A 12,279-nucleotide genomic window follows, 5' to 3' on the forward strand; every position below is an offset into this window, starting at 1 on the left:
GGTGGCAGCTCCTATTTGACGGTGATCTGGAGACTGAGCGCGCCGTCCGGACCGGTGGCGTGCAGGGCCTGGGAAATGAGGTCGCCGAGGTCGATTCCGCGCACCAACCCGGTGGTCGTGGCGACCAGCGGCTCGAACACCGGCAGCAGGGTCCGCAGGTCCGGCCCGAGCCGCTCGATCTTCGCGGCGATCTCCTTCAGCAGCGGGATCAGGCCGATCGTGTTGTCGGTGTCGATGAGATAGTCGCCCGGAATGTCACCCGAGCGCGCGATCCGCGCGATCGAGTCGGCCACCTGAGCGACCCGCGGCCCGAATTCGGCCCACGGCCCCGACGCCCGCTCCAACTCGGTTCCGGCCCAAGACAACTCGGTTGCCCGCGATTGCATGGCGACGAGCATCTCGCGAATCACCTCGGTGCGGCTGAGCAGCGTGGCCGCGAGCAGATCGGTGGACCGGGACAGCTGCGGAATGACGGATTCGGTTCCCGCGAAACCCTTTTCGAACGTCTCGACGATCCCCGCGATCGCCTGCGGATCGATCTGCTCGAGCAGCCGCGTCGCGGTGCGCGCGACCTCGGGGATCGAGACCGGCGCGGCGATCGTCTTCGCGTCGACCCGCTGCCCGTCCTGAAGGTACGGCCCGCCCGCCGCGGTCGGCCGGAACTCCAGATACGGCTCGCCGAGCCCCGAAAGCGCCTCTATCCGTGCCGAACTCGCGATCGGCACCCGGTACTCGGCATCGAACCGGAACGCCACCTCGACCGACCGCCCCTGGTGCGCCACGGACGTCACCTGGCCGATCTCGATGCCGGACAGCAACACCTTGGACCGTGGAATGAGCCCGCCGGAGTCCGCGAGCAGCATGGTCGCCTCGGTGCTGTCGCGGAACCAATCGACCCGCACCACACCGAAGGTGAGATACGAACTGACCACGACCAGGATGACGCCGATGGAGCCCAGCGATGCGATCGAGCCCAGATGCCTGCCCGCGAACCTCATCGGACGACTCCGATCATCCGCAGCGCGTCGAGCATTCGCGCGACCTGTTCGTCGGTGTCCATCGGATTCGCCGCTCCCTCGATCTCGACGCGGGTGACATTGACCTTCGGTCCATGCTCGGCGAACGGAATCACCCTGTCCCGCAACAGCGCGACCACCCGGTTGAGATTGGACGGCGCGTTCAGGTCGAGCGGGCGACCCGTGAACAGCAGCGGCACCAGGGCTTTGGCCGTCGCGTCGCCGGCCTCCAGCAGCGGCGCCAGCCACTGCACCGCGTGCCCGATGACGCCGAGCCCGCCGACGATGCCCAGCGTCAACACCAGCGACTGCGCGTCCGCGGGGATCTCCACGGCGCCGCGTTCGCTGAGCAGCGCGTCCAGCTGGGTCGGATTGTCCAGCACCGCAGCGAGATCCCGCTCGATCGCGTCCAGCATCCGATCCACCGAACCGGTGTCGGCGGCAACATCCTGGGCGTCACGGCCGAGTGCCGCGAAGATCCGCGCGGTCTCGGCCGGCTGCTCCGGCAGCACCGCGTTCACCCGGTTGACGATGTCCTGGGCCTGTTGCAGCGCGCCGCCGCCGACGAAGGTCGACAGGCCGGCCAGCAGGTCCTCCACCTGGAGGGCGGCCTTGGTCTGGCGCAGCGGGATGGTGCCGCCATCGGGGATCAGCTCCGCGGAACCTGTTGGCGGAGTGGTGAGTCCGATATAGATGTCACCGAGAAAGGTGTTCTGCCGCAGCTGCGCCGTCGTGGTGGTCGGCAGCTTCACCGAGTTCGAGATCTCGACGACGGCGTCGACGCGGCCGCTGCTGGTCGCGGTCGGGTCCACCACGTGCACCGAGCGCAGGCTGCCGATCTGCGCGCCGTTGGCCACCACTTTCGCCTGGGTGGGCAGGTTGAGCGCGCTGGCGAGCTCGATCCGCACCTGATAGGTCGGCCCGGACACCGAAGCGCCCGGCACCGGCACCTCGGCGGGATCGAACGCGCAGCCCGACGCGGTCAGCAGCACCGCCGCCGCGGCCGCGACGACTCCGGATCGGAGACTGGACCTGGTCATCGCGCGCCCACCGAGCCGAGGATCAACGGCACGAGATTCGTTGCCGTGAGGCCGTTCTCGCCCTGGCACCGGCCGGGGTTCACCGCATTGATCACCCCGCAGATCTGATCCGCCTGCTCCTGCGGCAGCGCCACCCGCGGTGGCGCGTAGGTGATCCGCGGCCAGCCGGTCGCCGGATCTATGGTCTGCTGGAAGGCGTCCACGATCGAGGGGATCATGTCGACCACCTGTTGCAGCGACCCGACATTCGCGGCCAGCAGCCGCAACCCGGGCACCGCACCGTCGAGCGCGCCGAGCAGCGGTCTGCCGTAGTCCCGGGCCAGGCGATTGAGCCAGGGCAGCAGCACCAGCAGCGAATCGGCGATCTGGACGACCCGCCCCCACAGATCGTTGATGAACGCGATACCCGTGTTGGCCCGGACCAGCACCGTGGCGATGTCGTCCCAGTTGATCGAGATGCTCGCCGTGATCGAGGCGAACGCGTCGATCAGGTGCCCGATGTTGCCGATCGCCGCATCGGGCCGGCGCAGTGCGGTGGCCAGATCCTTGATCAGTGCGTTGAGCCGCGGCCCGGTGTCGGCGGTCGCCGCCCGAAACGCGTTGACGCCGTCCCGGATCCGGGTCTGCTCCGCGGGGTTGTCGCCGCCGCCGAGCTGGGATGCCAGCTGGGAGAAGCCATCCAGGGTCTGACTGATGCTCTTCGGCGTGAAGGTCTTGGTCAGGCAACGGCTCCGGTCCCAGTCGGCCTGCGCCGCCGGCTCGCCGAAGACGGCGAGGGTGCGGTCGGCGACCAGGCTGTCCGACAGGGTGGTCGCGGTCGGCTGCCCGCGCAGCGGATGATCTGCCGCCACCTCGAAGTCGACCCGCACGGCGGTGCCCTCCGGCCGGATCGCGGTGACCGTGCCGACCGGAATGCCCAGGGTGGTCACCTGATTGCCGGTGTACAGGCCGACCGCGTCCGGCATCAGCGCGCAGTAACTCAGCGTCTTCTTGTTCGGTTCGAACGCGATGAGATAGCCCGCGACCGCGACCACGGCGAGCACCAGCGCGCCGACGACGGTCACGAAACCCGGTGCGGCCAAGAGACGTTTCATCAGCATCCCCGTCCCGGCACCGGCACGCACCATTGCGGCGTCAGCGCGGCCTGGTCGATCGTGACCCCGTCCTGCCCGGCCGTCGCCGCGACCAGCCGATCGCGCAACTCCCGCCATGCCGGAATCGCGACATCCAGTTGCGCTCCCAGCTCGGACAGCTGGGGCAGCGTCTCGCGCAGCTTGCCGGCCAGCGGCTCCAGCACCTCCCGCGACGACGGTTCCAGCGCGGCGAGCCGGGACAGCAGCTGTGCGGTGATCCGCAGCGCTACTTCGATTTCCGCCCGCTTGTCCAGCCCGGTGACCATCAGCATCCCGATCTGCCGAACGAACTCACCGACCAGCGACTTGTTCTGATCGATGGTGCCGAGGAACTCGGTCATCACGGTCAGCGCCCGGGACACCTCGGTGTTCTGCCGATTGAGGATGTCCACGAACGATTGCACCGCGGTACCCATCTGCCGCAGCGCGTCCGGACTCTGATCGAGCGAATCCTGGAGGGCCGCCAGGTTTTTCCGCAGCGTCGCGCCGTCGACCTCGCGGGTCGGTTGCGCCGCGTCCTGCAAGGTACGGATCAGGCTGTAGGGCAGGCGGGCCCGATCGATCGGGATGGGCTTGTCGCCGAGCGGTTTCGCGCCCGCCGGGAACAGCGCCACATAATGACCGCCGACCGCGGTGAGCATGCGCAACTCCAAAGATGTCGCATCACCGACGAACACGCCCCGCTTGACGGTGAAGCTCATGCGTACCCGATCCGGCTTCAACTCCAGCCCGGTAACGGCGCCGACGGTGATTCCGGCGACGCGCACCTGATCACCCACCTTCACCGACTGCGCCTCGGCCAATTCGGCCGTGTAGGCGGACTTTCCGATCGGCACGAGGTAGATCGCGGCCGTGATCACCAGCAGTACCGCGACGAACCCCGCCCCCAGCACGCCCAGCCGCAGTTCGCGCCGGTTCTTCGCCGCCTCGTGCCGATCGACGTGATCCGGAATCAGCTTGTGCAGCAGATCGGTTGGCTTCACCCGTTGCATATCGTCACCCGCTGCCCGGCGATCAGCACCTTCATCACCTCGGGGAGTTCAGCGGCGCCCTTCGAACAGGTCAGGTTCACCTCGTTCGCCGCGGCCCCCGCGGGCGGCAGCACCGCGCTGAGCGCTTGCAGCAGTCCGGGCAATCTGCCGAGCGTGTCCAGCGCGGCCTGCGGGTCCGGAAACAGCAGGCGCAGATCGGTCATCAGATCCGGATTGGTGTTCTCGGTGAAGCCGAGGGTGTCCAGCAGGCTGTTGAGCGGCCCGAGCGCGGACGGCGCGACGGCCGCGAAATCCAGCAGCCCGTCCAGCTTTTCGCGGAACGCGGTGAACACGTCCGCGATGCCGCGCAGCAGCGTGACCAGATGTGGTGAGCGGCCGCCGATCTGGCTGGAGATGGTGCTGAGGTTGGCCACGATCGTGCTGATCACCGCCTGCCGGTCGGTGGCGAATCGGCTGAGCTTGTCCAGGGATTCCAGCGCGGGCCCGATGCCGGAACCGTTGCCGTCGATCACCGCCAGGACGTTCTCGGTGAACTGGTTGAGCGCACCGGGGGAGAACTGCGCGATCACCGGCTGCAACCCGTTGAACAGCTGGGTGACATCGAACGACGGAATCGTATTCGCCTCGGCGATGGTCGATTCCGGCCGTAGCCGAGCGGCCGGCCGGTCCGGCTGCTTGATGTCGACGTAGCGCTGCCCGGTCAGCGATTGATAGCGGATGGCGAGCACGCTGGTGTCGTACACCGGCCGATCCCGCTGTACGGAGAACCGGACCACCGCGGTCGCGCCGTCGAGGTCGATCGCGGTGACCTTGCCGACCTGCACGCCGAACACGCGCACGTCGTCGCCGGTCTTCAAGCCGCTGACATCGGTGAATCGCGCCCGGAAGTCGTCGGTGTCGCCGGCGATCGGCCGGGTGATCGCCTGCGCGACCACCACCAGCAGCACGATCATCGCCACCGCGAAGATGCTGAGCCGCAACACGATCGAGCGGATCGGCAACTGCTTCATCGGACACCCCCGAGGCCTGCCTGGCCGAACAGCGGCCCGGCGATCGCCGGTATGCCGCGCAGCACCACCGCCACGTTCACCGCCGGCCCCTCCGGCGTATCGGCGAACATCCGGTTCAGCCGGTCGAGCAGTTCGGTGCTCTCGGCTTGGGACCGTTGCGGATCGGTCACCGTCGCGGCCATGGATTCCAGTAGGGGAGTGAGCATTTGGGTATAACCGGAGAGCTGGCCGCGCGCCGCCGCGCCGACCTCACCGACCGCGGGGAACACGTCGCCGACCACCATGCCGATGAACGCGTCGTACTTCGGCCGATCGTGCACGAACACGTCGATATTCATGATCGCGTCCAGCAGCCGGAAGGTCGACGAGGTGAACGTGCCGATCCCGCCGAACAGCGCCGCGTACTGATCGAGCAGGTACGGCGTCGGATACCGCTGGGTGTCCGCGATCACCCGGTTGAGCGTGACGATGGCCTCCAGTAACGGTGTGAACGCGTGCAAGTCGCCGTTGAACCGGGTGATCAGCTCGGTGAGCTTGGGCGTGAGCACCTCGGTGGAGGTACCGGTGAGCGAGCGCAGCAGGCTGCCCAGCGTCACATCGGTCACCTTGCCTGCGTTCGGGCCGGCCAGGTCGACCACCGCGCCCTCGCGCAGCGCGCCGCCGCCGGTGGCGGCCCGGCGCAGGGTGAGCGCGCTGATCCCGAACAGGTTGTCCGGTGCGTAGTCGACGGTGAAAGCGTCGGTGAGCGAGGCGGTCTCGGCGCGGTCGAGATCCAGGGTGATCAGCTGACGCCCCTGTTCCGCGCCGGTGATGGCGGCGATCTCGCCGACCGTCACGCCGTCCATGCGCACCTTGGTGCCCGGGATGACCCCTTCGCCGATCTGCTCGGTATGCAGTTGGATACGCACCCGGCCGGGGTCCGCATCGTCGAAAATCCCACGCCAGCCCAGGGTTACGACGGTGGCGGCGACGATGGCGACCGCGCCGAGGACGAGCGAGCCGCGACGGGTCATGGGCACGCCGGGCATGCTGTAGTTCGGCATCAGCTCACCCCGGGAATTCGATGGCGGAGTTGACGCCCCACAGCAGGACCGACAGCACCATGTCCAGCCCGACGATCGCGACGAAGCTCGCCCGCACCGCCCGCCCCGACGCGATGCCGACACCCTCCGGGCCGCCGGAGGCGAAAAAGCCGTAGTAGCAATGGATCAGGATCACCGCGACCCCGAAGACCAGGATCTTCACCACCGCGGCCAGCACGTCGTAGCCGCTGGTGAACTGGAAGAAATAGTGGTCGTACACGCCGCCCGACTGGCCGTGCAGCAGCACCACCACCGTCGAGCAGGCCACATAGCTGAGCACCAGCGCGATCAAGAACGTCGGCACGATCGCCACCGCGCCCGCGATCACCCGGGTGGTGACCACGAACGGAATCGACCGGAGTCCAAGGGATTCCAGCGCGTCGATCTCCTCGGAGATGCGCATCGAGCCGATCTCCGCGGTCATCCGGCAGCCCGCCTGCGCGGCGAATCCGACCGCCGCCGCGATCGGCGCCAGCTCCCTGGTGTTCGCGAACGCGGACACCACGCCGGTCACCGGCCCGAGCCCGAGCAGATCCAGCGCCGCGAACGACTGGATGCCGACCCCGGCGCCCATCGCGATGCCGAGCACCACCAGCATCGGCACCGTCCCGCCGCCCACCAGCACGGACCCGCGGCCCCAGGTCATGTCGGTGATGGTGCGCATGGTCTGCGCCCGGTAGCGGCGCAACGTGAGCGGAATGGCCCAGAGCGCTTGGAAGACGAAGCCGAGCATGAAGCCGGTGGTCTCGATCGGCGCGAACACCCGGCCACGTTGCCGGACAACGCGATACACCCAGCCCAGCCCCTTCGGGGCATACGGTGTCGCGGTCATCAGGCCACCCGCAGCGGCAGGAACATCGCCACCACCTGGGTGATCACCAGGTTCACCAGGATGATCCCGGCGACCGACACCACCACCGCGGCGTTCACCCCGTCGGCCACCCCGCGCGGGCCGCCCTTGGCCTCCAGCCCGCGCTGGCAGGCGACGATCACCACCAGGAAGCCGAACAGCATCGCCTTGCCCAGCGAGATCCACACGTCGGCCAGCACGGAGAAGGACCCGAACGTCGCCCAGTAGCTGCCTGGCGTCACGTTCTGCGCGCCGATCGCGACCGCGTACCCGGAGACGATGCCGACGAAGATGATCAGGATGTTGAGCAGCGGCGCGACCAGCAGCATGGCCGTCACCCGCGGAATGACCAGGCGATGCACCGGGCTGATGCCCATGGTGCGTAGCGCGTCGATCTCCTCGCGCACCGTGCGCGCGCCGAGGTCGGCGGCGATCGCGGAAGCGCCCGCGCCGCCGAGCAACAGCCCGGTGGCGATGGGTGCGCCCTGCTGGATTACCCCGAGACCGCCCGCGGCGCCGATCATCGAGTCGGCACCGAGCTGGTGAATCAGGTTGCCCACCTGCACCGAGACGACCACCCCGAACGGAATGGCCATCAGCACCGCGGGTATCGCGGTGACGGTGATCAGATACCAGGCCTGGCGCAGCATTTCCGACCATTGGAAGCGCAGGCCGAGCACGTCGGTGACGGTGCCGCGCACCGATTCTAGGCCGAGGTCTACCGCGCGCCCGAACGTGCGCAGGCTGGAAAGCACGGTGCCGGTGAGGTTCTCGCGAACGATCCGGCCGGCCGGGGTGGAGTCCACCGGCTCCGCGAGCGGGGGAGCGCCCTGCATAAATCCTCCTACCGCCTTGTATACGCGTTCGTACACAAGGTCTCTCCGCACGGTAGGTCGTTCCGGCGGAGTTGCTCGTGGCTCAGCTGGCCAGGGTGTTGACAGTTTTCGACAACCGCGTCGGTGAGGTCGCGTGATCGTGCGCCGACGGATGCGGCCGGTTGCCCAACTGTGACCCGCCCCACCAACGCTCGGCACACGGTAACACCGGTCCCGCCCGAGTACAACAGTGTCAATTTCGCTGCCGGACTTGCTCTCAGCACGTAGTATCCGACGTCCGGCCAGTAGTGGCGGCTTCCGATACTGCCGACGCAGTTATAGCCGATGCGTACACTGGCGCCACCGGATGAGCGGTCGACAGACCCGGCTGATCATCGATCGAGCACCGCAGGAGGAGACCGTGTCGGCGCGACGCGAGCGCATCCTCGATGCGGCGCGGGGGGTCATCGTCCGGGAGGGGTACGCGGGCGTCAGCATGCACGCGATCGCGCGTGCCGCGGGTGTCACCCGGCCCGGGCTCTACGCCGAATTCGGTGACCGCGACGAGGTTTTCGCGGCACTGCTCGACCGGGAGAAGGCCAAGGTGGTGCAGATGGCGTCCACCGCGACGCCGATGATCGCCCCCGGCGCCGATCCGGCCGACATGGTCGTCGGCCTCGCGATGGACGCGGTCGATATCTATCTGGACCTGGTGCTGTCCGCCCCGCAGACCTGGCAGCTGGTGCTGATGACCGGCGACGGCCTGCCCGCGGCGGCGCACGACCGAATCGAGAACGGCAGGAACGAGATTCGCCAGCAGCTCGAGGCCGCGATCAGCGCGCTCGCCGCGCTGCGCGAGCAGCAGATCGACGCGGAACTGCTGAGCCACGCGGTGCTCAGCGCCGGCGAGACCGGCGCCCGCCTGGCGCTCGCCGACGGCGGCGCACAGCGCGACGCGGTGGCGCGGACCCTACGCTGGATGGTGCGCCGGATGACCGAGGCGGCGCTCGCGATGGAGGCGTAGTGGCCGTGCCGAGCACGAAACCCGAAGGGCCACAGCGCCGTCGCTACGCCAAGCGGCTCCCGCCGGCCGATCGCAAGGAGCAATTGCTCGACGCCGCGCTGGCCATCATCACCGAGGGCGGCTTCGCCGACGTCAGCATCGCCGCGGTCGCCGAGCGGGCCGGCGTCACCCGTCCGGTGGTCTACGACTCGTTCGCCGGCCGCGACGACCTGCTGCACGAGCTGATCGAACGCGAGAGCGCCCGCATGCGCGCGGCCGTCGACCGCTCGATGGCCGGCCTGGAATCGGCAGTGCCGCAAGCGGATCAAGCGGCTGTGCTGTCGGCGGCGCTGGCCCGGTTCCTCGCCGAGGTGCGCGCCGTGCCCGCAAGCTGGCGGCTGGTCTACTTCCCGATCGACGGTGTCCCGCCGATGCTGCGCGCCCGCCTCGAGCAGTCCCGCGACGATCTGCGCACCCCGCTGAGTTGCCAGCTCGGCCAATGGCTTTCCGGCAAACGCGGCGCCGAGGACGTCGATGTCGACGTCCTCGTCCGGGTCATCCAGGGCATCATCCACACCGCCGCCCAGTTGGTGCTCGACGACCCGGACCGATTCGACATCGACCGAATCATCACCATGCTGAACGAAATGCTGCTGCGCGCGCCCTGAGCAGTTTGTCGTTTCGCACCACAGATCGCCCGCGCATTGATAGATTTCGCCAAGCCGTCCGGTACGGCGAATTCGATGAGGAATGCGAGTACATGTTCGACCGGGAATTTCGCCGCAGCACTTCGAGCGTTCGCGTGCTGATCGCGCTCGCGGAAGAGCGCGGAATGTCCATTACCGAATGCCTGTCCGGCAGCACGCTGTCGGCCACCGATATCGAGTGCACGGCGCGGCAGGAACTAGTGGTCGTGCGTAATCTACTCCGCCGCTTCGGCGCCGAGGCGGCACTCGGCGCGGAAGCGGGGCGCAGAGCCGATATTCCACTGACCGGCCCGTGGGGGCTCGCGCTGCTCAGCAGCCGGACAACGCGGGACGCGATCGACGTAATGGTGCGCTATCTCGACCGCGCGTTCGTTTCCGGCCGGTTCCTCGCCGAGGAATCCGCCGGTGTGCTCCGATTGCGCTTCGACGATTCCGAATGCCCACCGGACCTGCGCGTATTTCTGGCCGAGCGAATCATCGCCGGACTCGGCGCAATCGGCGGCGAGCTGTTCGACTCCGGAATTCCGCCCGCCCGAATCGAATTCCGCCGCCCGGCCCCGGGCGACCTCGGCCGTTATCGCGAGATCTACGGGACCGAACCGATTTTCGGCGCGGAGACCGACACGGTGACGTTCGACGGTCGCTGCCTCGACCGGCCGGTGCCGGCCACGAATGAACGCGCGCGCGGTGCGTGCGCGCAGCTGTGCCGCGATCTGCTGGACCGGCATCACACCCGCTCCGGCGTCGCGGGCGCGGTCCGCGACCTGCTGGTGCGCAACCCCGGCGACATCCCCGACCAGATCGCGGTCGCCAACGAGCTGTTCATGAGTCCGCGCACGCTGTCGCGGCGACTCAACGAAGAGGATGCGTCGTTCCGCGGTCTGCTCGACGAGGTCCGGCAATTGATGTCCGAGCAGCTGCTCGCCTACACCGACCTGACCACCGAGCAGGTCGCCGCCCGCCTCGGCTACGCCGAAGCCGCGTCCTTCATCCGCGCCTTCCGCCGCTGGAAAGGCTGCCCGCCGCAGGAGTTCCGATTGCACGGGGGTCGCGCGCTCGCGCCGGCCCGCGCGCCCGTTGCCGTGGGCGTCCACTAGCCCGTGCACGTGGAGTTCCAAGTGGAACGAAGCGGACCGCACGGTGTGTTGCAAGTGGCAGACGGGTTGGATGCTGCCAGTATGCTGCCATGTCGATCAGCGCCCCGGTTGCGCCGAGTGTTCCCAAGACGATGCGGCAGGCCACGGTGCTGGCGGTCTGCTGCGCCGCCGTGGTGATGGCGAACGTGGACACCACCGCGGTCAACGTCGCGCTACCCGCGATCGGTCATGGGCTCGACGGTTCGGTGGCCGGCGCGCAGTGGGTGGTCGCCGCCTACACGCTGACCCTGGCCTGCCTGTTGACGCTGTCCGGCTCGCTGGCCGACCGAATCGGTCGGCGGACCATTTTCCAGCTCGGCCTGGCCATATTCGCCATGAGTTCGCTGGCCTGTAGTCTCGCGCCCTCGATCGGCTGGCTCATCGCGTTCCGGGTGGTGCAGGCGGTCGGTGGCTCGATGCTGACTCCGGTGGCGATGGCGATCATTTCGGCGATGTTCACCGAGCCGGGGCAGCGGGTCCGGGCGATCGGGATCTGGAGCGGGTCGATCGGCATCGGCATGGCGGCCGGCCCGGTGATCGGCGGCTTCCTGGTCGACTCGATCGGCTGGGAATCGGTGTTCTGGATCAATGTGCCGATCGCGGCGGTCGCGCTGGCGCTCAGCTTCCTGGTCGTGCCGCAGTCGAAATCCGAGCAGCCGCGCGCGCTCGATCCGCTGGGGCAGCTGCTGGTGATCGGCGTGCTCGGGCTGCTGGTGTTCGCGATAATCGAAGGGCCGCACCGGGGTTGGCTCGCGCCGGTGACGGTGGGCTGCTTCGCCGGGGCGGCGGCCTGCCTCGCCGTGCTGCTGCGGTACGCGCCGCGGCACCCGCATCCGCTGATCGATCTGCGGGTGTTCCGGTCGGCCCCGTTCGCCGGCGCGTTCGTGATCGCCATCCTGGCGTTCGCCGCACTGGGCGGGTTCCTGTTCCTGAATACCTTCTATCTCCAGGAGATTCGGCACGATTCGCCGCTGGCGGCCGGGCTGGCGCTGGTGCCGATGGCGGTGGCCATGTTCGTCTTCGGGCCGATGTCCGGCCGGCTCGTCGCGCACCGCGGCGCCCGCAGCGCGCTGAGCGCCGGGGCCGTGCTGGCGACCGCCGCGGCGGCGGTCCTGACCGCGACGTTCGACGGCGGCGGAAACCTGTTGCTGCTCATCGGTTACGCGATGTTCGGCGCGGGCATCGGCCTGATCTACACGCCGATCACGGCGACCGCGGTGGCCGGGCTGCCCGCCGCGCAGGCCGGGGTCGCGGCCAGCCTGGCAACCACGTCCCGGCAGATCGGTCAGTCGCTCGGCGTCGCGGTCATCGGGTCGCTGATCGCCAGTCACCCCGACGCGCTGACCTCGGCCGCCGCCTTCCGGCCGCCGGCCCATCTCGGCTGGCTGACCATCACCGGGCTGTGCTTCGCGGCCCTGATCGTCGCCCGAATCAGCACCGCCCCCAGGCTGGTTCGCGCCGAGGTCTGAAACCGCGATTGTCCACTACCTGGGTA

12 protein-coding genes are annotated in these 12,279 nt (G+C 68.7%); 4 read left to right on the forward strand and 8 right to left on the reverse strand.

The features are described 5' to 3' along the window. Nucleotides 1-11: 11 nt before the first annotated feature. The 8 genes from F3087_RS26155 to F3087_RS26190 are packed head-to-tail and all read right to left on the reverse strand — an operon-like array spanning nucleotide 12 to nucleotide 7,959. Nucleotides 12-998 carry an MlaD family protein gene (locus F3087_RS26155; RefSeq protein ID WP_150404666.1) on the reverse strand — a complete coding sequence of 329 codons (987 nt, stop codon included), beginning with the start codon at nucleotides 996-998 and terminating at the stop codon, nucleotides 12-14. Continuing rightward, the gene (locus F3087_RS26160; RefSeq protein ID WP_223885339.1) at nucleotides 995-2,056 is read right to left on the reverse strand and encodes an MlaD family protein; all 1,062 of its coding nucleotides are present in this window, start codon (nucleotides 2,054-2,056) and stop codon (nucleotides 995-997) included. Before F3087_RS26160 ends, F3087_RS26155 begins: the two co-directional genes overlap by 4 nt. Next, nucleotides 2,053-3,150 (reverse strand): MlaD family protein, encoded by a 1,098-nt coding sequence (locus F3087_RS26165; protein WP_191094137.1) that lies wholly within the window; start codon nucleotides 3,148-3,150, stop codon nucleotides 2,053-2,055. The genes F3087_RS26160 and F3087_RS26165 overlap by 4 nt, the downstream gene beginning before the upstream one ends. After that, the gene (locus F3087_RS26170; protein ID WP_223885340.1) at nucleotides 3,150-4,172 is read right to left on the reverse strand and encodes an MlaD family protein; all 1,023 of its coding nucleotides are present in this window, start codon (nucleotides 4,170-4,172) and stop codon (nucleotides 3,150-3,152) included. The genes F3087_RS26165 and F3087_RS26170 overlap by 1 nt, the downstream gene beginning before the upstream one ends. Next, nucleotides 4,169-5,191 carry an MCE family protein gene (locus F3087_RS26175; protein WP_223885341.1) on the reverse strand — a complete coding sequence of 341 codons (1,023 nt, stop codon included), beginning with the start codon at nucleotides 5,189-5,191 and terminating at the stop codon, nucleotides 4,169-4,171. Before F3087_RS26175 ends, F3087_RS26170 begins: the two co-directional genes overlap by 4 nt. Further along, a complete protein-coding gene (locus F3087_RS26180) occupies nucleotides 5,188-6,234 on the reverse strand; it encodes an MlaD family protein (RefSeq protein WP_150404669.1) in 1,047 nt (348 codons plus the stop codon). Before F3087_RS26180 ends, F3087_RS26175 begins: the two co-directional genes overlap by 4 nt. A gap of 4 nt (nucleotides 6,235-6,238) precedes the next feature. After that, nucleotides 6,239-7,105 carry an ABC transporter permease gene (locus tag F3087_RS26185; protein WP_150404670.1) on the reverse strand — a complete coding sequence of 289 codons (867 nt, stop codon included), beginning with the start codon at nucleotides 7,103-7,105 and terminating at the stop codon, nucleotides 6,239-6,241. After that, nucleotides 7,105-7,959 carry an MlaE family ABC transporter permease gene (locus tag F3087_RS26190; protein WP_150404671.1) on the reverse strand — a complete coding sequence of 285 codons (855 nt, stop codon included), beginning with the start codon at nucleotides 7,957-7,959 and terminating at the stop codon, nucleotides 7,105-7,107. Before F3087_RS26190 ends, F3087_RS26185 begins: the two co-directional genes overlap by 1 nt. Before the next feature lie 346 nt (nucleotides 7,960-8,305). Here F3087_RS26190 and F3087_RS26195 point away from each other — a divergent pair, with 346 nt between their 5' ends. The 4 genes from F3087_RS26195 to F3087_RS26210 all read left to right on the forward strand — a co-directional run bounded on the left by F3087_RS26195 (nucleotide 8,306) and on the right by F3087_RS26210 (nucleotide 12,253). Continuing rightward, nucleotides 8,306-8,962, forward strand: coding sequence for a TetR/AcrR family transcriptional regulator (locus tag F3087_RS26195; protein WP_150404672.1), 657 nt, complete (start codon nucleotides 8,306-8,308; stop codon nucleotides 8,960-8,962). Next, on the forward strand, nucleotides 8,962-9,609 hold the full coding sequence (locus F3087_RS26200; RefSeq protein ID WP_191094138.1) for a TetR/AcrR family transcriptional regulator: 648 nt from the start codon (nucleotides 8,962-8,964) through the stop codon (nucleotides 9,607-9,609). The genes F3087_RS26195 and F3087_RS26200 overlap by 1 nt, the downstream gene beginning before the upstream one ends. A gap of 92 nt (nucleotides 9,610-9,701) precedes the next feature. After that, the gene (locus F3087_RS26205; RefSeq protein WP_191094139.1) at nucleotides 9,702-10,745 is read left to right on the forward strand and encodes an AraC family transcriptional regulator; all 1,044 of its coding nucleotides are present in this window, start codon (nucleotides 9,702-9,704) and stop codon (nucleotides 10,743-10,745) included. A gap of 89 nt (nucleotides 10,746-10,834) precedes the next feature. Next, nucleotides 10,835-12,253 (forward strand): MFS transporter, encoded by a 1,419-nt coding sequence (locus tag F3087_RS26210; protein WP_150404675.1) that lies wholly within the window; start codon nucleotides 10,835-10,837, stop codon nucleotides 12,251-12,253. Nucleotides 12,254-12,279: the final 26 nt, after the last annotated feature.

Source organism: Nocardia colli, from assembly GCF_008704205.1.
Classification (GTDB): domain Bacteria; phylum Actinomycetota; class Actinomycetes; order Mycobacteriales; family Mycobacteriaceae; genus Nocardia; species Nocardia colli.